The organism is Streptomyces griseobrunneus (assembly GCF_046713465.1).
Taxonomy (GTDB): Bacteria; Actinomycetota; Actinomycetes; order Streptomycetales; family Streptomycetaceae; genus Streptomyces; species Streptomyces microflavus.
This window is the reverse complement of the sequence record NZ_CP177080.1, coordinates 8,048,587-8,068,527: the sequence shown is the minus strand read 5'-3', so window position 1 is coordinate 8,068,527 and position 19,941 is coordinate 8,048,587. Positions and strand designations below refer to the sequence as shown.

Here is a 19,941-nt window from a genome sequence, read left to right as displayed (position 1 = left end):
CGTGCTGACCCGGACTGCGAGCTGCACACAGCTTCCGCTCCTCGCGCCGACTCGGCCGCGTAGTCCGCCCGGCAAACAACGGGCCGCTACACGCCCTCGGGGCCACCCCGGCGGACGCCCCACCAATCCGTGAGGACCTTCGCCTTGTTGTCGAAGCCGCGGTCCGCGAAGGACATCGGCGCGCGCAGTGGTATCCGGCGGCCGCCGGACACCTGCACGACGACCATCCGGATCCCAACGGTCTTCCGGATCTCCAGGCCGATGATTTCCCGCCAAGGGATCTCGCGGCGCCCGTCCCCGCGGAGGACGAGGCAGTGGTCGTTGAGCTCGACGCGGTAGTGAGGAGGCAGGGCCGGAACGAGCACGCTCGCGACCACAGCCGCCGACAGGCACGACCACAGCTCCGCCGCCGTCATGTGACCGCCTGTGGCCGCCACGAGGAGGTAGGCCAGAGCGGTGCCGCAGAGGAAGCCGCCCAGAAGGAAGGCAGTGGCCTGCACCATCCCCAGCTTGAAGGTCGGTGCCAGGTCATGAGGACCGGGTGGGAAGGGGCCCGCAGGGGCGTTCATGTGGATCACCCATCTCGAAAGTGTTCGGCGCGGTGGAAGGGCGCCGAACGCGAAAGGTACAGCCGCGCGGCCCGGACGCGCCCGTCGCAAGGCCCGGAACCTCCTCCGTCAGGTGCTGTCCCGTCGTTCCCTGGAGGACCGAGCCAAAAGCAACTGCATTGGCCTTGCCTGGCCCCGCTCTCCGTGAGGCCGCCTCATCCCCGCTTCCGTTGCCGCCCGGTGGTGCAGGTGAGGACGCTCAGGCTGGCGGCACTGTCGTCGAGGCAGCGGTCTGTGAAGCATTCCCCAGGCGAACGGCTTCGTGCTCCTGCTCGGCGAGTGGGCGTCTGCCTGGAGGATCGGAAACGGTGTCCCGTTCGCTTGCCGCGTCCCGGGTGCGATCTCTCGGTTTCGTGTCAGTGCGCCACCTGCACGAATACCGCCCTGTGGCAGTGGAATCAACGCGATCTCTCGCACCAATGACAGTGCGCTCCACTCGGGAGACCGGTGCTGACCTGCGCCAACGCACAGACTCTCACTGTCTCTCACTTCGCTGTCACAGAACCGAGAGATCGCGCCCGGGACGCTCCGGCGAACGTCTCAGGCGGATCCGCCCGGACAGCCAAGCCAGGGCCGGTGTATGGCGGCTTGAGGCCGATACCGCCCGGTGGAAGTAACACGACGCTCCGCGCGGGCGCTGTTGACATAGGGTCAACCCAACCCTATTGGTCTGGACCAATGCCCAGGAGAGGAAAGAGGTACCCGCATGCCCTGGAGATCCCGGGCCCGCGTCCACGTGCGCCAGATGCAGCGCGCGCTGGTGATCACCGCTTCCGGTGAGTTCGACACCGACGAGCAGGACCTTCTCCCCGCCGCCTGGGCCGAGGCCGACGAACAGGCCCTGCCCCTCACCGTCCTGGACCTGTCCGGCGTCACCTTCGGCGACAGCTCCTTCCTCGACGCCCTGCTCCAAGCCCGCGCGCTCCACCACAGTGCCGGCCGCCGCCTGGTCCTCGTCGGCCCCCTCCCCCCGAGCATCCTGCTGCTCCTGACCGTCACCCACGTACTGGAACACTTCGACATCGCGGACTCCCTGACCCAGGCCCTTGGCGGCGAACCCCCGAGCCCGGGGCGGCCCTGACCGGCACCCGCCGGACCACCTCCCGGCGGAACAACCACCCCGGGACCTCCACCACTCCGCCGCAACGCCAGGCGATCACCTGTACGGGCTACCGAAACACCGATCACGAGCATGGCCGGATTAAGGTCTAGACCTACCTCAGCCGGGTACCCACAGAACTAGGTCCCGGGGCGGCCCCCTGATGCAGTCCTGCCGGGCAACCCCCACCGCCGGCAGGACGCCCGCCCCGGGACCGCCCCGCCCCTCTTTTCGCAGAGGTGGCCAGAGGTCTCCACACAGCCGACCTCGGCGAACCGCACACCCAGCAATCCGCGGGCCCGATGCCGCCCTCACGGAGAAACTGCCGGGCAAGCGTCAACAGCCCTTGCCGCGCTTGGCTCCGGCAGCATCTGCTTCGCCACGATCACCGGACTTGCGAGGGTTCCGCCACCTGTCGGGGCGCGCTTTCATCGGCTGCGGCCCTCGCCGTACAGACGGGCTTCTCTACCCGCTCTTGCCGGAGAGACCAGCGCCTCTCTTCTGTTGCGGCGCGACGGTCGTCTGTGCGGCTCCCTCGGTACGCCTCCGCAGGGCGGTGGGGCGTCGGGTGGCTTTCTGCGGCTTTCCGTAGCGCAGGCTGCCGATGGCGGTCTGGGCGGTCGCTGCGGTCGGCTGCCCATTCTTCTTCTCCGACTTGGTCCACGCTTCGCTCAACCGCGGCTGCCGAGCTCGCGGCGCGACTGTGCGTGGTCTTGATCAGCGGCCGGTACGCGTGAAGCCCGCCGGTATCCCGGCGGGCGCGCAGAGTTCGAGTTTCAGGCCGCGGGCGGTGTGCTGCCCGGCTTGAGGCCTTGGCGGTGTTCGGCGTTGATGCGCTGGGCTTCTTCGAGCTGGTCCTCGAGGATGACGATGCGGCAGGCGGCATCGATCGGGGTGCCGGCGTCGACGAGTTCACGGGCGCGGGCGGCGATGCGGAGCTGGTAGCGGGAGTAGCGGCGGTGGCCGCCGGGGCTGCGGAGCGGGGTGATGAGGCGGGCCTCGCCGATCGCGCGGAGGAACCCTTGTGTGGTGTTGAGCATTTCTGCTGCCCGGCCCATGGTGTAGGCGGGGTAGTCGTCGTCGTCGAGTCGGCCGAACGAGTCGTCTGCTGTCATCTGTACCTTCCTGTGGAGCACGCGTTGGAGGGGCCCTGGTGCCATTGGCACCAGGGCCCCGAAGGAACTGCTACACCATCAGCCGGCTGTGAACAGCTGTGCCGGCCTTTCTTGTTCCGCATTCCCACCTGGGAGAGGTAGGGGGTTGCGGGGATCGCGGTTGCTTGACCGGAGACCACCTCACTATCGATGTCCTGCGGTACCCGGGCCCAACACTTCCGCCCGGGCGATCCTGATGGCGCCCAACTCCTCCGTTTCTTACCCTCTGAATCACTTACTGGTACTGCTTCACTGCGTACTGCTGGTGGTGCGTACTGCTCAGTGACCTGTGAAAGCGCCACTCCTTCGGCAGCCAGCCCCGTCGCCCGTGATGCAACTGCTCTGGCTTAGAACCCCGCTGCCGAACCTCCCGGTGCGCACGTCCACAGCCAGACGTCTTCACCGAGGTACTGCTCTGGTCCTGCTGCTGTGTGATGCCACTACTTGCGGCAGCCCCTGATCACTGCGGGCCACCCAATCCGGGATCAGTTCCGTCGCCGTCCTGCAACCACGCTGGCTTCGAAACTCCACCACCGAACCGAACTGCTGGTGACCTGTGAAAGCGCCACTCCTTCGGCAGCCAGCCCCGTCGCCCGTGATGCAACTGCTCTGGCTTAGAACCCCGCTGCCGAACCTCCCGGTGCGCACGCCCACAGCCAGACGCCTTCACCGAGGTACCGCTCTTGATACTGCAGCTGTGTGATGCCACTGCGTGTACTGCGGTACTCCCTCACGGCAGCCCCTGAAACCTGCGGGCCACCCAGCCCGGGGCCAGTTCCGTCGCCGTCCTGCAACTGCTCTGGCTTCGAAACTCCACCACCGAACCGTCGAACATCCTGCGAATACTGTCCTGCGTGTACTGCGGTGCTGCTCCCGGCAGTTCATCTCTGCCGGGCCCTGCTGTCCTCTGGGCTACGAGAGAAACCATAACCACACCCGCACTCAATGTCTACTTCAGCCACGACAGATTTTTGGGTGCTTGATGGGCAGGTAGTCGACCCCTGCCGCTTAAGCAAGGCAGGACGGGGCAGATGTGGCACCCAGGCACGAACGGGTAACGACGAGCCGAGAAGACGGGTGAAGCTGATGAACACGATGCGCACCGACGCCACCGCCACCCGCCCCAGGACCACCGCTGACGCACGCGAGACCGCCCGACGCTTCCTCGAAGCCCTCCCACAGCCGGCTGTCGCCGCCCGCACGGCCGAGAACGTGCTCCTGGTCGTCTCCGAGCTCGTCGCCAATGCCCTGCGCCACGGCGGCGGCACCTACACCCTCCGCCTCATCGCCCACCCCGACCTCATCGAGGTGGCCGTCGACGACCCCAGCCCACAGGTACCGCACATGCGCACCCCCGACCTGACCGGCGCCACCGGCGGCTTCGGCTGGCGCATCGTCAACCACCTCACCCGCACCACCACCGTGATCCACCGGCCCTCCGGCGGCAAAACCGTCAGCGCCTTCCTCGCCCGATAAAGGACCCGACAAGACCTCCGTCAAGGTGGTGACCTCGGGCCAAGCGCCACTTCGACACCACCCCGAAGCCGCCGACCTCCGACCACGGCCGGCTTCACAGCGGGGGGCCGCAGCTACCACGCGGAGGGCTCGCACCTTGGATACGCGCCTGCTGGTGAGGCTGGCACGGCAATCTCCGGCGGAAACTCTCGTGAGGACGGAAGCCCGGTGGTGATGGACACGAGAGGGATCTTGGAGACCTGTTGGCGGCCATGCACCCGTGGGGGATCTGCGAATGTGAGGCTCTGGTTCAGATGCGATGGAATGAGATGGTTCGTGCCGAAGCGGGGCATCCGTCTTTTCTGCAGCGTCAGAGCGGCAGCCGCTCCGCTCGCTTGGCGTTCATGGCTTCAGGTCATGCCGCTTTGAGACTGCTGTCCGTCAGGAGGCTGTCATGACCACGCAGCGCACTCCCGTGATGTTCATCCACGGCTTGTGGCTCCACTCGACGAGCTGGCAGGGATGGGCGGACACGTTCCGCGATGCCGGATACGAACCGGTCCTGCCCGAGTGGCCCGGCGTCCCAGCCACCGTCGCCGAGGCCCGTCGTCGCCCGGACGACCAGGGCGGCGTTGGTCTCGCTGAGATCTCCGAGGCACACGCCAAGGCCATCCGGACCCTTGGCGCCCCACCCGCCCTCGTGGGGTACTCCGTCGGAGGCTTCATCGCCCAGCACCTCCTCGGACAGGGTCTGGCCGCGGCGGCCGTCGCGATCTGGCCCGGCCAGATCAAGGGCGTCAAAGCCGTCGGCCCGGCCCAGGCGAAGTCGGCATTCGCCTCCCAGCGCATCCTCGGCGCCCTCGACGCGCCGTGCCCCACCGACTGGCCCGGGGTCACCCCGCCGTCCGGCCGGGGCTGAACCCCGCGCACACCCTCTCCCTCTCTCAGCTTCACTCGGCCCACCGGCCGGGATCGCACCGCCCCAAGGAATTTTCGCATGCCCACCATTGCCATCGTCGGGGCCGGCCCCGGGCTCGGTCTGTCCATCGCCAAGGCCTTCGGCAGCCACGGCTTCGACGTAACCCTGATCTCCCGCAACAAGGACAAGCTCGACACCCTGGTCGCCGAACTCTCCGAGACCGGCATCACCGCGGAGGGCTTTCCCGCCGACGTCGCCGACCCCGACCAGCTCACCGGCGCGCTCCAGGCCGCGATCGCACGGTTCGGGCAGATCGACGTCCTGGAGTTCTCCCCGCACACGGGCCTGACCATGACCGCGCCCAAGGACGTGAGATCGCCGATCACCGCTCGGCCCCACCTCTCAAGTCACCCCGCGAAGGACTTCCAGCGTCGACCACTGAGCAGCTCCGTAGGAAGCCCAGGAACAGGCATTGGGGGCCACCGAGCACCCGGCCACCGGCCGCCGCCCCCCGTTACCCTTTTCGTGGCTTCGCAATGAGGCCTCCGGTACCGGCTGGCCGTCACACGGGCCCGCGCCGAAGCGGCCGCAGCGCTCACGAGCTGGTGTCTGCCCCTGTCACAGAGCCAGGGCTGTCTCCGTGGTCATCTGCAGGCGCCTCCGGATGGTCCACGGTGGTGCCGTCTGGATTCCGCCCGAAGGCTGCCGAAAGAACGGCGGGTAGATCCGCCTCCGGAAGTGCGTCACGCATCTCAGCGACGACCTGAGGGAAGTCCTCGTCGTCGATGAAGCCCAGGTATTCCTGGCGCAGTCGGTAAATAACCTCGACGAGCTCGGGCCGTAGTTGCATCCAGGCACGAGATGAACGGATCTCCTCGTCGACCTGTTCCATGAACCAGCGCATGACTTCGTAGGGAACTTCCAGGTGACGCCCGCAAGAGTCGAAGCACACCGTCGGTTCTCGTGCAGGATCCTCGTCGGGGATGACCGCGGTCACAAGGTGGAGTTGCTCGGCAGCGAGCTCCAGTTCCAAGTACCAGGCGTCATCGGCTACGGAGTACAGCGCGGTGATCGCGTAGTGGCCATGAGGGTGAGGGTTGGGCATGACCGCATGCTTCCACGCTCGCCAAGGCGGGGCGTCGCGAGCGCTCAGGTGCCGCCCGACTGGAGCGACCCGGAAGTCGGAGAGCTCATCCTCGGCCCCGGTGTGCGCATTCCTGCCGACAGGCTGGAACAGCTCGGCTACGTCAACCGCGTCAAGTTCATCACCGACGGCCACCGCCGCGTCCTGGTCCTGGGCACGGAGGTCTTCGGCGAGAGCACGGTCTGGGGCATCGATCTCGAGGACTGCGAAATCACCGAGGACGGTCGACTCAAGACCCCCGTGTCCGACGCGCATCGAGCGCCAGGAGCAGTCGGCCCGCGTCGCCGCCCCCGGCGGTCACCGCACCGCCGGCACAGCGCGTGACATCACCGAAACCTGGCGCGGATGTTCCTGATGTGCAGATCGGCGGTCTGGCCAGGGACATCACTGCCGCGGTCCGCAGCAAGAATGTCGTGCGTGTACGGGAGCTGTGCAAGCAAGCCGCCCAGGAGGCCAGCCGCTGCGAAGGCCCGGCTCTCGCTCTCCTGGAGAACACGGCCGTACGGGCCCGTAACTGGCTTGAGGGGCACGACCTCAAGCACCGGAGTGTATTCACCCGTCTGGAGAAGGCCGTGAGCAGCGGGGATTCGGGGCTGCCGCACGATCGGGTGACATCTGAAGTGGCTTGCCCTGTAGGGCAGGTGGGAAGGATGTCGCTGTGCCCAAGCCTTACCCCCAGGAGTTCCGCGAGGATGTCGTACGAGTCGCGAGGAACCGCTGCCCGGGCGTGACCGTCGAGCAGGTGGCCGCCGATTTCGGGGTCCACGCGATGACGTTGTGGAAGTGGATGCGCCGCGCGGACGTCGACGACGGGACCAAGCCCGGAACGTCCAGCCAGGAGAGTGCGGAACTACGCGAGGCCCGTCAGCGGATCAAGTTGCTGGAACAGGAGAACGAGGTCCTGCGCCGGGCCGCGGCCTATCTGTCGCAGGCGAACCTGCCGGGAAAAGGATCTACCCGCTCGTGAAGGAGCTCGCTGTGGACGGGGTGCCCGTCGCGGTGACGTGCCGGGTCCTGAAGCTCGCCAGACAGCCCTATTACCGATGGCTCGAGGAGCCAGTGACCAGCGCTGAGTTCGAGGAGGCATTTCGCGCGAACGCGTTGTTCGCCGCCCACCGTGACGACCCGGAGTTCGGCTACCGCTTCCTGGCCGACGAAGCCCGCGGCGCCGGAGCGGTGATGGCGGACCGGACCGCGTGGCGGATCTGCCGAGACAACCGCTGGTGGAGCGTGTTCGGCAAGAAGCGCGGCAGGAGCAAGAGAGCCGGTCCGCCCGTGCATGACGACCTGGTCCGCCGGGACTTCACCGCGGCCGGCCCGAACCGGCTGTGGCTCACCGACATCACCGAACATTCCACTGCGGAAGGCAAGCTGTATCTCTGTGCGGTCAAGGATGTTTTCAGCAAGCGGATCGTGGGCTACTCCATCGACTCGCGGATGAAGTCCTCTCTGGCCGTCGCGGCCCTGAACAACGCTGTTGCCCGACGCGACAACGTCGCGGGCTGTGTCCTGCACAGCGATCGTGGGTCGCAATCTCGGTCCCGGAAATTCGTCCGGGCGCTTGGGCGGCATCAGATCGCCGGCTCGATAGGTCGAGTTGGGGCAGCAGGCGACAACGCGGCCATGAAGTCCTTCTTCAGCCTGCTGCAGAAGAACGTCCTTAACCGACGGAAGTGGGCCACCCGCCAGGAACTGCGGATCGCGATCGTGACCTGGATCGAGCGGACCTACCACCGACGCCGCAGACAAACCGCACTCGGCCGACTGACCCCCGTCGAATACGAAACCGTCATGACCGCACCGGCCCTCCAGGCCGCGTGACCGACCTGTCACCCAACCCTGCAGCAGACCCCTCGGCCACCTTTAAGTCAGGACTTAACAGCTTGTCACCCACCTCAGTCTCTTCCCATAGTTCAGGGGATCGGCCAAGCGAGGAAGCCGCGCTGCCCGAAGAGAAACAGGCAACGGCCGGACACCCTGGCTGTACTCGAATCGAAGAAGGGCAACATCCTTATGCAACGATTCACAAGTCTCTGTACTGCTCTGGGCCTCGCTGTGGCCGGAGTAGTGGCATCTGTGCCGACTGCCCAGGCGTCCACGGTGACCGTGGAACGTGACCTGACGATCACCGCGTACCAGGACTGCCCGGTCGGCTGGTTCTGCGCCTGGGAGCACGCCGGCGGCCAAGGCAGGATGGCGCGCTTCCAGACGGGCTCCGACGACCTGCGGGACTTCAACCTGAACGACCAGATCTCCTCGGTATGGAACAGGACGGGCAGGACTTTCTGCACGTGGCTGAACATCAACCGCGACAGTGGCCCTTGGCCCGTGGGGAACTGGCAGGGCAACACGTCGACGTACAACCGGAACGACAACATCAGCTCCCTGTGGGTAGGGGGCTGCTGATCATCCTGCCTGGCCCAGGCAGGGAGCATCCCGTCGGCTGATCGGATGCAGTGGCGCCGTGCAGCAGAGCAGCTCCGTCTGCTGCACGGCGCCACTGCCTTGTGCAGTACCCACCGCCGCACGAGCAGCACGCGTGTGGCGCCCGGAGTCAGCCTCCGCGGGCCCCACAGCCAGCGCAGCGCCCCCGCCGGCTCCGATGACCGTTACCGACAGGTGCGCGTACGCCGTGAGCGGTAGTCCGACTCACGGTCGCCCACCGGGCGGCCGGACGTGGTGAGTCCCCGCCCTGGCGCGGTGAGTAGCCGGCCCCCATGGTGAGCTGCGTGGTGAGTACGGCGGGCCGCGTGGTGAGTAGCCGACCGCCATGGTGAGTTCCGGGGGCGCGGGCGCTGTGACTGCCGTGGTGAGTTCGCACCGCACTCACCACGCCCGCCCCAGCGGCCCCGACGGCCCCCGGCAACTTCCGGAGCCGGGCCGGACCACCGCCAGGAGCTCGGCCCGATCCGCGGTGGGCGCGGTCGGCGTGGGAGGCTGCGCGGGCCCGGGGCGGGCGGCCGGCGTGTGGCGCCGGTGACGGAACGACCGCCCCGGGCGACTCCTGCCAGCCCCGAATGTGTCCAGATCGCCTTACGGGGCGAGCATGAACGTCCTGTCAGCTCTTCGGGTATCCGATTCGCTGATGGTCAAGTCAGTCACTCGGTCACGGCGGCAGCGTGATCCAGACGGGCCAAGGTGCACGGGTACTACGGCCGGATGGTGACGGACGTGCCGGTCGATGGCCGCCCGGTCCTCGTCCGCGTCCGGGTCCGGCGGCTGGTCTGTCCGGTGCTGGGCTGCTGACGGCAGACCTTCCGCGAGCAGATTGCCGGGTTGCTGGAGCGCCATCAGCGCCGCACAGTGCGGCTGGCGGGCCAGATATCGCAGGTGGCACGGGAGTTATGCGGCCGGGCGGCGGCACGCATGGCTGCCCTGTCGGCCGTGCCCGTTTCCCGCAGCACCGCGCTGCGCCTGCTGCGGCGCCTGCCGGTGCCGCAGCAGGCGGTGCCGCAAGTGATCGGCGTGGACGACTTCGCCCTGCGCCGCCGACACCGATACGCCACGATCATCACGGATGCCGAGACCGGCCGACGCGTCGCGGTCCTCCCCGACCGCGAGGCCGCCACCCTCGAGTCCTGGCTGCGGGAGCACGGCAGCGAGGTCGTGTGCCGGGACGGATCGGCCACCTACGCCGAGGCCGTCCGCCGCGCCCTGCCCGACGCAGTGCAGGTCAGCGACCGATGGCACCTCTGGCGGAACCTCTGTGACAAGGTCCAGCTCGAGGCCCGCGCCCACGCCGGCTGCTGGGCCACCATCAACCCGCCCCGCCCCGCCCCGGCGGAGTACGCGAGCAGACCACCCGCGAACGCTGGAACAAGATCCACGACCTCCTCGGCCAGGGCATCGGCCTGCTCGAATGCGCCCGCCGCCTGCAACTGGCCCTGAACACCGTCAAACACTACGCCCGCATGCCCGAACCCACCGCCCTGCGCATCACCCCCTCCTACCGGCCCACCCTCGTCGACCCCTACCGCGACCACCTACGCGAACGGCGCCAGGCAGACCCCGCCATCCCCGTCACCCACCTACTGCGCGAGATCCGGAAGCTGGACTACACCGGCAGCGCCAACCTGCTGGTCCGCTACCTCAACCAGGGCCGCGCCGAAGCCGACCGCCCCGTCACCACCCCGCGCCACGCCGGCCGCCTCCTGCCCACCGACCCCGAGACTCTGCGCCCGAAGGAGACCGCCCTGCTGGAGAAGATCACCGCGGCCTGCCCGGAGATGACCGCGCTCGCCGATCTCGTACGCGGCTTCGCCGCCCTGCTGCAACCGGCTGAGGGCAACGATGTGAAACTCACCGAGTGGATTGCCGCCGCCCGTGCCGTCACCATGCCTCACCTGCGCAGTCTCACCAACGGCCTCGAAATCGACCGGGCCGCCGTCGACGCCGGCCTCACCACAACGGCCACACCGAGGGCGTCAACACCCGCACCAAGAAGATCATGAGACAGATGCGTGGACGCGCCGGATTCGACCTCCTCCGGCACCGCATCCTCCTACCCTGACCGCTACCCGGCGTCACCACCGACTACGGGCCAGAGCCAGAAAACAGACTGTCCCCCGGCCGGCCGTCGTCGGCGGCTTCGTCGATCGCCTTCAGCAGCCGCACCGACCGCTCCTGGTCGGCCTTGGCCCGCGCCGAGGACCGCGGTCCCGGCACGGGAACGTCCGGCGCGGGTTCGGCGGCCCGCGGAAGACGCAGGGCGCCCGAGCGCGCCACGCACCGCGCAGCACCACCGTCCCGGCCAGCATGGTCAGGACCAGGCTGAGGCCGGTCGTGCGGGGCCAGGGGCGGCGGAAGAGCGGGAGCGGGTCGTACGAGGCCGGAGTCGGGTCACACGAGGGGCGAAGCCGGGTCGTACCCACCGGGCAACCGCACCCGCCCGACCCACTGCCCGTGGCCACTCGACTGGCAGCGCCACTATCGCTTCCTCGCCGACCTCGCCGACCTCGCCGACCTCGCCGACACCGAGGCCCACGGCTGCTGCCCGCGATCCAGCCCGGCGTGCTGTTCGAGGGCGACGACTTGGGCAAGCGGCTGCAGCGGCAGACGAACTCCTGGGCGCAGCTGTCCGCCGAACAGCAGGAGCGGCTTTCCGTGCTGGGCGTGAAGCCCGCTCAGCGGGTCGCCGCGGCAGCGGCGGGCAAGGGCGCCGGGAAGACGTCAGCAGCCTTCGAGCGGGGCGTGGGCGGCCCTCACGCCGTACATGCGCCCGCGAAGGCCACCAGCGCGTCCCCAGAGCCCACGCAGAAGCGATCGCGGTGGAGGGCGAGACCACGCCGGTGGTCGTGAAGCTCGGCGTGTGGATCTCCAACACCAAAAGCCGCCGTGGCAAACTCACCGCCGACCAACGTGGCGCCCTCACGGAGCTGGGCGTGGAGTGGGCGTGACATCCAGGCTGGCGAGCAGCCCGGTCAGTACTGCTGTCACGTCCCGGTCTGGGGGACCGGCCGGCCACCAGCCGCCCTGTTCCTTGCGGTACGGGTACCAGCGTCCGTCGGTGCCCAGCCGTAGCTGGACCTCGTGTCCGATCACTGTCAGCCGGTTGCGCGTGGTTCGCAGTCCTGGGGGCTGTTCGCCCTCCCATGCTTGCTTGATCGCCTCGCGGGCCAGGTTGAGTTGCGATGGGTCCGGGTCCCACGCGTCGTCCAGGACCGGCAGGGCTGCGGCGCCGCCCTGCTGCCAGGCCCGTACCGTTCGTGTGAGCGCCTGTGGGGTGCGGCCTGCGTGCCTGCAGAGCCGGGCGAAGACTTCCGATGGGGGTGCGGCCGCCGCGAGGCGTACGAGATCCTCGGCCGCGGTGAGGCGTACGAGATCCTCGGCCGCGGTGAGGCGTACGAGATCCTCGGCCGCGGTGAGGCTGGCCGGGCCGGTGGGCCGGTGCGGGACGTCGTGGGGCAGGGCGGCCTGGTGAAGCAGTCGTGCCGCGCGGGCGGCCGTGTCGGCCGCCAGGAACTCCAGGGCCGACGGGTCCAGTCCGGGTATGGGGTCGCCCGCGGTCGCGAACGATGCCACCTGCCCTGGGCGGTCAGCCTCGGGCGGCGGGGCAGGGAGGGCCGCTATCCCTGCGCGGGCGGCGGCGTACACGTCGCGGGCGGACACACCGAGCGGTCCGGCCGGGGCGGGTGCCTGCGGCGCGGCGTCATCAGCCGCCGCCCGGACGGTGTTGCGCCGCTGGAGCTCGTCCATGAGTTCGCGCTCGCCGCGCCCGCGCAGCAGAAGCAGAACGAACGGGTCCTCGTCGAGGAGGCGGGCCACCTGGTAAAAGACTGCGGCGGCGTGCTTACAGGGGTAGCCCCAGTCGGGGCAGGAGCAGCTGGGGGTCAGTTCGCCTTGCCGGGGCAGCAGTCGGACACCGGCTCGGGCGGCGTCGTCGACCAGCGTGGTGGGCATGTCCCGGTCGAGCAGGGCCGCGATATGCCCGGCCTGGGCGGCGGCGGTGTCCAGCAGCAGCTCCCAGTCGCGGGGGCTGAGTTGGGGGATGTCCATTGAGGTTCGGTACGGCGTGGGTCGGCTGCCCTGGACCCGGGCGGCCACCCGGCCGGGGGTGACGGTGATCTCACCGACGTTGCCGCCGCGCGCGTAGGTCCGCCCCCTCGCGAGGCGCCCCGTCGCCAGGCGCTGCTTGCCTTCCAGAGTTTCCACCCACGCGTTGCCCCACCAGGACTCGGCGAAGGACCGCCGCCCCCGGGCCGGAGACAGCGGCGGGAAGGTCCGGGTACGGCCGTCGTCGGCCTTCTTCACGACGCTGCGGCTCATCGGGGGCTCACCTGAAGTCGGACCAGGTCGGCCAGTTCGGCGTCGGTCAGCTCGGTGAAGGCCGCTTCACCGCCGCTGAGTACGGACTCGGCGAGATCTTTCTTCCGTTTGAGCATCTCGGCGATACGGTCCTCTACCGTGCCCTCCGCGATCATGCGGTGCACCTGTACCGGCTGGGTCTGTCCGATGCGGTAGGCGCGGTCGGTGGCCTGGTCCTCCACGGCGGGGTTCCACCAGCGGTCGAAGTGGATGACATGCCCGGCCCTGGTCAGGTTGAGGCCGGTACCCGCGGCTTTGAGCGAGAGGAGGAAGACGGGGGCCTCGCCGTCCTGGAAGCGCCGCACCATCTCCTCGCGCCGGCTGACCGGGGTGCCGCCGTGCAGGAACTGGACGGGCACCGAGCGTGCTGTCAGGTGCGCCTCGATCAGCCGGGCCATCGCGGTGTACTGGGAGAAGACCAGCACCGCGCCGTCCTCCGAGAGGATCGTATCGAGGAGTTCGTCGAGGAGTTCGATCTTTCCGGACCGGCCCGCGATCGTGCCGCCCTGTTCCTTCAGGTACTGGGCGGGGTGGTTGCAGATCTGCTTCAGGGCGGTCAGCAGCTTGACCACCAGGCCGCGCCGGGCGATGCCCGCGCTTCGCCCGATCTCGGCCAGGGTCTCGCGGACCACCGCCTCGTAGAGTGCGATCTGTTCCTTCGTCAGGGCGACCGTCCGGTCCGTCTCGGTCTTCGGCGGCAGCTCGGGAGCGATCCCCGGGTCGGACTTCTTGCGGCGCAGCAGGAACGGCCGCACCAACGCGGCGAGCCGCTCAGCCGCCTGCGGGTCCTGTCCGCTCTCCACATCCCGGGCGTAGCGGTCGCGGAACACCTTGAGCGGGCCCAGCAGGCCGGGGGTGGTCCAGTCCAGCAGCGCCCACAGTTCGGAGAGGTTGTTCTCCACCGGTGTGCCGGTGAGGGCGACCTTGGCCTGGGTGCCGATGGTGCGCAGAGCCTTGGCGGTGGCGGAGAAGGGGTTCTTCACGTGCTGGGCCTCGTCCGCGACCAGCAGGCCCCAGGCGCCCGCCGCGGTCAGCTGCTCGGCGTGCAGCCGCATCGTGGCGTAGGTGGTGAGGACGAATTCGCCTGCCGCCAGGTCGTCCAGGCTGCGGGCCGGGCCATGGAAGCGGCGCACGGGCGTGCCCGGGGCGAACCGTTCGATCTCGCGGCTCCAGTTGCCGAGCAGCGAGGTCGGGCAGACCACCAGGGTCGGCCCGGACAGGCCCGGGAGGCTCTGCCGATGCAGGTGCAGGGCGATCAACGTGATGGTCTTGCCGAGGCCCATGTCGTCGGCGAGGCAGCCGCCGAGTCCGAGCGAGGTCATCTGGTGCAGCCAGGCCAGACCACGCAGCTGGTAGTCCCGCAGGGTCGCCTTCAGCGCGGCGGGCTGCGCGAGCGGTGCCCGGCGGGCGGTGGCCTCGGGGTCCGCGAGCCGTTCTTTCAGTTCGGCCAGCCAGCCGCCGGCCGTGACCTCAACCCGCTCCCCGCCGACCTCCACGCTGCCGCTCAGGACCGCGCCCAGCGCCTGGACGGGGGTGAGCTGGCGGTCCTTGCGGTCCCTGGCCCGGGCCAGCACTTCGGGGTCGATCAGCACCCACTGGTCGCGCAGTCGCACCACGGGCCGCTGCGCCTCGGCGAGCCGGTCGAGCTCGGCGGCTTCCAGCTCGCGGCCACCGACTGTGAGCTGCCAGCGGAAGGTGAGCAGAGTGTCGGCGCCTAGCATGGACGGCAGGTCGGAGCCGGCCTTGTCTGCGGGCTCGACGACAGCGCGGGCGAGGAGTTCGCGGGCCAGCTCCTTCGGCCAGTGCAACTGGATCCCCGCGGCGGCCAGAGGGGCGGCGGCTTCCCCGAGGAGCTCGGACACCTCGGTGTCGGAGAGTTCCAGCTCGGCGGGAGCCACCGCGGTGAGCAGCCGGCCCAGCGGCGGCCAGGCCCTGGTGCCCCGGCGCAGCGTCAGCAAGGTGTCGATCTTCGTACGCGGACCGAAAACGGCGCCAGCCGCTGACCGGCCCGACCAGATGTCCGCGGCGTCGGCCACCACGGTGGCATCGCCGAGACTGTGCAGCTGGACGACAGCGCGGAAGGGACTTCCCTCGTCTTCGTCCTCCCAGGCGTCGGCCCAGTCGTCGGGATCGCCGGTGTCGTGGCGGTCGCGGGCCGGCAGGCCGGGGAGTTCCAGCCGCAGCGAGACTCGCACCCCGGCGTCGAGCCCGGCGGCGACCTCCGCCGCCCAGCCGCGCTGGTGGGGCACCGGCTGCGGCACCTGAGCGGTCCAGGCCGTGGCGCCGGCGGCCGCCGGCGCGGCGGGCGTACGCGGCAACGCATCGGCCACCGCATCGAGGAAGGCCCGCAACAGTTGCTCGGCCTCGGGCAGGCGAACCGGCGCCGGACCGGCCAGCGGCACCGCCCGGGCCTCGGGCGGCATCGCAGCAGCCAACTCCCGCACCCGCACCACGTCCTGCTGGTCGAACGGCCCGATACGCCAGGCATCGAAACCTGCGGGGCTGACACCGGGCAAGAGCCTGCCACGGGCGACCAACTGCAAAGCAAGCACGCTCGCCGCGCCCCAGAACGCGGCGGCCCGGTCCGCACCCGGCACACCGCGCATCCGGCCGAGTGCAGGCAGGGCCTGGGAGACTGGCACCATCATGGCGTCGACATCACGGCGCCGCACAGAAACGCCATGCGGCCTCACCACGGTCAGCCGGCCGGTCACCACAGGCGGAGCGTGACCGTCGCTACGCCAGAAGGCCACCCGGCCAAGCCGGGGCGGGTCAGCAGGCAGGAAAACGGCGGCACAGGCAGCCAGCTCCCCAAGCCGGGCCAGGTCCACGACAGCCGGCGGGGCGCCGAATGCCTCGTCAATGAGGGTGACGTCGACGGGGGTGGCGGTGACACGCGGGACAGTTGCCACGGCGGTGAGCTGCTTTCAATCCGATTGCACGGCGGGTACCAGCCGCCCGCCGAGCGTAGCCGAGACCGGGGCCGGGCCGCCGCCCAACCCCGATCCCCGGCCAGGGAGCCAGACGGGGCGGCGGCCAGAGCCGGCGGCCTTGTAGCGGGTGGTGACAACTGCCGTCAGCCGTATGCCGATACCGGTCAGCTGGGTGCCGGATACCTGGGACACCTGAGGCCTCGGTGACGAAGCAGGCCGCCTGTGCCGGCGGTGAGAGGAGAGGGGCATGCGTATGGAACGACCGCTTGCCGAAGACGCCGGCAAAGGCCCTGCGGCCGTGTTCCTACCGGGGACGGGGCGGGCGGCGGCGATGCCCCGGCTGGTGGCCCTGGAGGAGCAGGGGGAGTTGACGTCGGCGCACGTGCGGCTGGTAGCCCAGGCGTTGGGGAAGTCGGAGCGGACGGTATGGCGTTGGCTGGCCGCCGCCCGAAAAGATCAGCGGCTCGCCCGGGTGGAAGCGTCGCACTTCGCCGTCACCGCCGAGATCCGGCGGTTGCTGGCGTTGTGGGGCGGCAACGCCTCACGGGTCCACGCAGAGCTGGTGGACCGGGCGGGGAAGGATCCAGGAAGGGCGGCGGTGCCGTCGTTGTCGACGCTGCACCGGGCGGTCCGGCGGGACCTGAGCCGCGGCGAGCGGGCCGGGCTCAAGAGTGGGGAAGCCGCGCGGCGCGCCCACGACGTGTTCGGCCAGCGGCCCCCGACACACCGTAACGCGGTCTGGGAGGGCGACCACAAGCACGTGCCCGTCGAGGTCGATGTGGAGGGCGAGCTGGCCACCCCGTGGGTGACCTGGTTCATCGACTGCGCGACCAAGGTGGTCACCGGGGTTGCGGTCACCGCCCACGCGCCCAGCCGGGACGCGGTGCTGGCTTGCCTGCGGATCGCCATCACCCGGACCGAACCGTTCGGACCGGTCGGCGGGCTGCCGAGGCAGATCCGGGTCGACCGCGGCAAGGAGTTCCTGTGCGCCACCGTCACCGCCGCGATGGGCGCGTGCGCCGTCCCCGTGCGGGACATGCCAGCCTACACCCCGCATCTGAAGGGCACGATCGAGGCGCTCAACGACGCGGTGGAGAAGATGTTCTTCGTCTCGCTCCCCCGCTACACCCACCGCCAGACCCTGACCGGCGGCCCGGACGGCGGACCCGGACGCCCCGCCGCTGGTCTACGAGGCGTTCGTGGGCCTGCTGCTGGACTGGTTGGCCTGGTGGAACACCCGCCACCGCCCCGCCGCCCTGAACGGCAAGACCCCGCTCCAGGCGTGGCAGGCCGATGCGGCCCCGCTCACCGGCGTGCCCGCCGGGCAGCTGGCGACCTTCGCGCTGGAGGACGGCGGCCGCACTTACACGATCACCACTGAAACCCGTCTGACGTAGAGATACTCCAGAACCTCCCACTCTCCTGCGGAACAGGGCCTTCCGGCATGTCCATGCTCACACTGTGCCGTGAGTGAGCGCAAGCCATACCCCAGCGACCTGTCCGACGCCCGATGGGCCCTGATCGAGCCGACGTTGACGGCCTGGCGGAATGCCCGGCTCGAACGCCGCCCCACCGGAAAACCGGCCCGGGTCGATTTGCGCGACGAGTTCAACGCGATCCTCTACCTGAACCGCACCGGAATCCCCTGGAAATACCTCCCACACGATTTCCCCGGCCACGGCACCGTCTACTTCTACTACACCGCCTGGCGCGACGAAGGAATCTTCACCCAGCTCAACTACGACCTGACCGCGCTCGCCCGCGTGAAGGAGGGCCGCAAGCCCGAACCGACCGCCTCGGTGATCGACACACAGAGCGTCAAGACCTCCACCAACGTGCCCCTGGCCAGCCAGGGAATCGACGCCGCGAAGAAGATCGTCGGCCGGAAGCGAGGCATCCTCACCGACACGATCGGACTCATCCTCGCCGTGACCGTCGCGGGCGCCGGCCTCTCCGAGAACGCCATGGGAATACGCCTCCTCGACCAGGCCAAGGAGATGTACCCCACCATCGCGAAAAGCTGGGTCGACACCGGCTTCAAAAATGCCGTAATCGAACACGGCGCCGCCCTCGGAATCGACGTCGAGGTCGTCAACCATAATCCCGAGAAACGCGGCTTCCACGTCGTGAAAAGGCGCTGGGTGGTAGAGCGCAGCATCGGCTGGATCATGATGCACCGCCGCCTCGCCCGCGACTACGAGACCCTCACCACCAGCTCCGAAGCCATGATCCACATCGCATCGATCGACAACCTCGCCAAGCGCATAACGGACGAGACCACACCCACCTGGCGAGGAACTTACTAGAAGATAAAGGGCAATCTGACTAGATCAAACGCCCTCTTAGCTTGACGTTTATCCAGTCGTGCTGACTATGACGACAGCGGCGGGTCTGGTTTGTCCCGTTTCCCGACGGGGTGCACACGTGCACGATGTCTGTTCTTCGTGCCGGTTGGCCGACCGGGGCCTGCAATGGTGGATTTCGGTGCGCCGGTCGGCTGAGGGGTCTTCCTGTGGAGGCGGCGAAATCCTCGACGGACGCGTGCGGGTGTGAGGCGCCCTTGACGCGCGGGCCGTTCCCAAGGATTGCGGAGATCCTCTGCGAGGGGCCGGGCAAGACGGAGCTGGGCGTGGGCAGCTATGACGAGCCAGGTCCAGCGGTCGGCGGCGGCCGGCTCTCGGAGTTTGGGAGTGGTCCACCCCATTGTCTGCTTCAGCATCCTGAAGGTGTGCTCAAGATCGAATCTGCGCAGAAACGCCTGCCAGAGCCGGTCCACGTCACCGGCAGTAGCAGCGGTGCCCGACCACCACAGCCAGACTGGCCTGGGACTGCGGTCCCCACGAAGGTGGTCGACCTGAAGGCGGATGACGGTGCCTTCAATGACCGGTAGCTCTCCTTTGGGGTATTCGGCCCAAGCCGAGCGCCGGACCAGTAGCGGGTGCAGCCGGTCCCAGGCTGTGGCGACGGCCTTCCCGTAATGAGTGGTGTCGGTCGCCGTGGTGACGGACGGGGCCGGCTGAGTTGCCGCAACCTCGAACGCGAACTCCGCCCCGCGCTTGGGCTTGCGGCCGACTTTGCCCGGCGGCTGCGGCGGGGGTGGGAAGTACAGGACGCGGTCCGAACGCATCCGACCCAGCATCTCGACGGGCAGGTCCGTCAACAGGAAGGCCAGGCGGGTCACGTCGTAGCCGGCATCGGCGACGACCAGGACGGGCGGATCTCCGATCTGCCACTGGCCTGCTACATACAGTCGCTGGAACACTTCCCGAATCTGGGCGGCGGTGACGGCGATCGCGTCGTCCCACGGACACAGCCGGACCACGTCCAGCATGGCAGTCCACGACGTCCGCCCCTGCTCCAGGGCGGCCACGAAAGAGTAGGGCCACCCCGGGATCATCTGGGCCGAGCCCCTGCCACGGCCATACGTGTGACAGAACAGCCGGTCCGGGCTGGTATTCGCATCCGGCCGCAGCCAGTTGCTCACATCGACCGCCAGGACCAGCTGCCCCTCCGCCGTCCGTGGAAGCGGCAGTCCCACCAGCGCCCTACGCAGCCGGGACACGTCGAGGTGCCCTCGATTCACTCCGCCGTACAACGCACCATGCCCACGCCGGTACTCAGGGGTCAGCGAGAGCTCGACCAGCGTCCTCACCGGGCCGTCCGCGCAGAGCAAGGCGTCACTCAGCTCGAACAACGCGTCGCGCCGTCCGGTCAGACACGCATACAACTCCGTCCGGAAGGAAGCGAGGTCGACAAACGCATCCCGCGGGGCATCCCGCTGCGGCAGACTCATGGCTACGGCCTTCGTACTGGTCAAGTGCCTCT

The 19,941-nt window shown here is 69.1% G+C and carries 17 protein-coding genes and 1 pseudogene; 12 read left to right on the top strand and 6 right to left on the bottom strand.

What is annotated here, in order from left to right:
• Window positions 1-86: 86 nt before the first annotated feature.
• Entirely contained in the window at window positions 87-503 is a 417-nt protein-coding gene (locus ACK8N7_RS36590) for a hypothetical protein (protein WP_500445417.1), read from the bottom strand.
• A gap of 811 nt (window positions 504-1,314) precedes the next feature.
• Here ACK8N7_RS36590 and ACK8N7_RS36585 point away from each other — a divergent pair.
• Window positions 1,315-1,689 (top strand): STAS domain-containing protein, encoded by a 375-nt coding sequence (locus tag ACK8N7_RS36585; protein ID WP_500445415.1) that lies wholly within the window; start codon window positions 1,315-1,317, stop codon window positions 1,687-1,689.
• A gap of 794 nt (window positions 1,690-2,483) precedes the next feature.
• On the opposite strand, the gene ACK8N7_RS36580 is transcribed toward ACK8N7_RS36585, so the two are convergent.
• On the bottom strand, window positions 2,484-2,822 hold the full coding sequence (locus ACK8N7_RS36580) for a MerR family transcriptional regulator (RefSeq protein ID WP_500445413.1): 339 nt from the start codon (window positions 2,820-2,822) through the stop codon (window positions 2,484-2,486).
• Between the two features lie 1,125 nt (window positions 2,823-3,947).
• Here ACK8N7_RS36580 and ACK8N7_RS36575 point away from each other — a divergent pair.
• The 3 genes from ACK8N7_RS36575 to ACK8N7_RS36565 all read left to right on the top strand — a co-directional run bounded on the left by ACK8N7_RS36575 (window position 3,948) and on the right by ACK8N7_RS36565 (window position 5,775).
• A complete protein-coding gene (locus ACK8N7_RS36575; RefSeq protein ID WP_403218328.1) occupies window positions 3,948-4,337 on the top strand; it encodes an ATP-binding protein in 390 nt (129 codons plus the stop codon).
• Window positions 4,338-4,770: 433 nt separating this feature from the next.
• Window positions 4,771-5,235 (top strand): alpha/beta hydrolase, encoded by a 465-nt coding sequence (locus tag ACK8N7_RS36570; protein WP_403218327.1) that lies wholly within the window; start codon window positions 4,771-4,773, stop codon window positions 5,233-5,235.
• Between the two features lie 78 nt (window positions 5,236-5,313).
• On the top strand, window positions 5,314-5,775 hold the full coding sequence (locus tag ACK8N7_RS36565) for an SDR family NAD(P)-dependent oxidoreductase (protein WP_500445410.1): 462 nt from the start codon (window positions 5,314-5,316) through the stop codon (window positions 5,773-5,775).
• Window positions 5,776-5,830: 55 nt separating this feature from the next.
• Here ACK8N7_RS36565 and ACK8N7_RS36560 read toward each other — a convergent pair whose 3' ends face one another.
• Window positions 5,831-6,340, bottom strand: a complete 510-nt coding sequence (locus tag ACK8N7_RS36560) for a hypothetical protein (RefSeq protein WP_403218326.1) — start codon at window positions 6,338-6,340, stop codon at window positions 5,831-5,833.
• Window positions 6,341-6,346: 6 nt separating this feature from the next.
• Here ACK8N7_RS36560 and ACK8N7_RS36555 point away from each other — a divergent pair, with 6 nt between their 5' ends.
• The 6 genes and pseudogenes from ACK8N7_RS36555 (at window position 6,347) to ACK8N7_RS36530 (ending at window position 11,775) form a co-directional block, all read left to right on the top strand.
• Window positions 6,347-6,703, top strand: a complete 357-nt coding sequence (locus ACK8N7_RS36555) for a hypothetical protein (RefSeq protein WP_500445408.1) — start codon at window positions 6,347-6,349, stop codon at window positions 6,701-6,703.
• Window positions 6,704-7,037: 334 nt separating this feature from the next.
• A protein-coding gene (locus ACK8N7_RS36550) for an IS3 family transposase (protein ID WP_500445406.1) occupies window positions 7,038-8,200 on the top strand; the annotation gives its coding sequence in 2 pieces (ribosomal slippage) (window positions 7,038-7,322 and window positions 7,325-8,200; 1,161 coding nt in all).
• A gap of 279 nt (window positions 8,201-8,479) precedes the next feature.
• Window positions 8,480-8,785, top strand: coding sequence for a peptidase inhibitor family I36 protein (locus ACK8N7_RS36545; protein WP_403218323.1), 306 nt, complete (start codon window positions 8,480-8,482; stop codon window positions 8,783-8,785).
• Between the two features lie 729 nt (window positions 8,786-9,514).
• A pseudogene (locus ACK8N7_RS36540) lies at window positions 9,515-10,889 on the top strand (ISL3 family transposase); the annotation flags it as partial.
• Window positions 10,890-11,389: 500 nt separating this feature from the next.
• Complete coding sequence (locus ACK8N7_RS36535; protein ID WP_403218321.1) at window positions 11,390-11,677, top strand: hypothetical protein; 288 nt, start codon at window positions 11,390-11,392, stop codon at window positions 11,675-11,677.
• Window positions 11,647-11,775 carry a helicase associated domain-containing protein gene (locus ACK8N7_RS36530; RefSeq protein WP_500445404.1) on the top strand — a complete coding sequence of 43 codons (129 nt, stop codon included), beginning with the start codon at window positions 11,647-11,649 and terminating at the stop codon, window positions 11,773-11,775. The genes ACK8N7_RS36535 and ACK8N7_RS36530 overlap by 31 nt, the downstream gene beginning before the upstream one ends.
• Here ACK8N7_RS36530 and ACK8N7_RS36525 read toward each other — a convergent pair.
• Both ACK8N7_RS36525 and ACK8N7_RS36520 read right to left on the bottom strand, forming a co-directional pair.
• Window positions 11,747-13,144 carry an SWIM zinc finger family protein gene (locus tag ACK8N7_RS36525; protein ID WP_500445402.1) on the bottom strand — a complete coding sequence of 466 codons (1,398 nt, stop codon included), beginning with the start codon at window positions 13,142-13,144 and terminating at the stop codon, window positions 11,747-11,749. The two genes, ACK8N7_RS36530 and ACK8N7_RS36525, sit on opposite strands and share 29 nt — an antisense overlap.
• Entirely contained in the window at window positions 13,141-16,047 is a 2,907-nt protein-coding gene (locus ACK8N7_RS36520; RefSeq protein WP_500445938.1) for an SCO1167/SCO6262 family helicase, read from the bottom strand. Before ACK8N7_RS36520 ends, ACK8N7_RS36525 begins: the two co-directional genes overlap by 4 nt.
• Before the next feature lie 316 nt (window positions 16,048-16,363).
• Between ACK8N7_RS36520 and ACK8N7_RS36515 the strand changes: the two genes are divergently transcribed.
• Together ACK8N7_RS36515 and ACK8N7_RS36510 are read left to right on the top strand one after the other, a co-directional pair.
• Entirely contained in the window at window positions 16,364-17,497 is a 1,134-nt protein-coding gene (locus ACK8N7_RS36515; protein ID WP_500445400.1) for a TnsB C-terminal domain-containing protein, read from the top strand.
• A gap of 85 nt (window positions 17,498-17,582) precedes the next feature.
• Complete coding sequence (locus ACK8N7_RS36510; protein WP_500445398.1) at window positions 17,583-18,422, top strand: IS5 family transposase; 840 nt, start codon at window positions 17,583-17,585, stop codon at window positions 18,420-18,422.
• 65 nt (window positions 18,423-18,487) lie between these two features.
• On the opposite strand, the gene ACK8N7_RS36505 is transcribed toward ACK8N7_RS36510, so the two are convergent.
• On the bottom strand, window positions 18,488-19,909 hold the full coding sequence (locus ACK8N7_RS36505; RefSeq protein ID WP_500445396.1) for an NF041680 family putative transposase: 1,422 nt from the start codon (window positions 19,907-19,909) through the stop codon (window positions 18,488-18,490).
• Window positions 19,910-19,941: the final 32 nt, after the last annotated feature.

Excerpts from the sequence above, each read along its gene's own strand:
- ACK8N7_RS36515 (WP_500445400.1), top strand. The coding sequence starts at position 16,364 with ATGCGTATGGAACGACCGCTTGCCGAAGACGCCGGCAAAGGCCCTGCG.
- ACK8N7_RS36580 (WP_500445413.1), bottom strand. The coding sequence starts at position 2,822 with ATGACAGCAGACGACTCGTTCGGCCGACTCGACGACGACGACTACCCC.
- ACK8N7_RS36575 (WP_403218328.1), top strand. The coding sequence starts at position 3,948 with ATGAACACGATGCGCACCGACGCCACCGCCACCCGCCCCAGGACCACC.
- ACK8N7_RS36585 (WP_500445415.1), top strand. The coding sequence starts at position 1,315 with ATGCCCTGGAGATCCCGGGCCCGCGTCCACGTGCGCCAGATGCAGCGC.
- ACK8N7_RS36505 (WP_500445396.1), bottom strand. The coding sequence starts at position 19,909 with ATGAGTCTGCCGCAGCGGGATGCCCCGCGGGATGCGTTTGTCGACCTC.
- ACK8N7_RS36565 (WP_500445410.1), top strand. The coding sequence starts at position 5,314 with ATGCCCACCATTGCCATCGTCGGGGCCGGCCCCGGGCTCGGTCTGTCC.
- ACK8N7_RS36560 (WP_403218326.1), bottom strand. The coding sequence starts at position 6,340 with ATGCCCAACCCTCACCCTCATGGCCACTACGCGATCACCGCGCTGTAC.
- ACK8N7_RS36590 (WP_500445417.1), bottom strand. The coding sequence starts at position 503 with ATGGTGCAGGCCACTGCCTTCCTTCTGGGCGGCTTCCTCTGCGGCACC.
- ACK8N7_RS36570 (WP_403218327.1), top strand. The coding sequence starts at position 4,771 with ATGACCACGCAGCGCACTCCCGTGATGTTCATCCACGGCTTGTGGCTC.
- ACK8N7_RS36525 (WP_500445402.1), bottom strand. The coding sequence starts at position 13,144 with ATGAGCCGCAGCGTCGTGAAGAAGGCCGACGACGGCCGTACCCGGACC.
- ACK8N7_RS36555 (WP_500445408.1), top strand. The coding sequence starts at position 6,347 with ATGCTTCCACGCTCGCCAAGGCGGGGCGTCGCGAGCGCTCAGGTGCCG.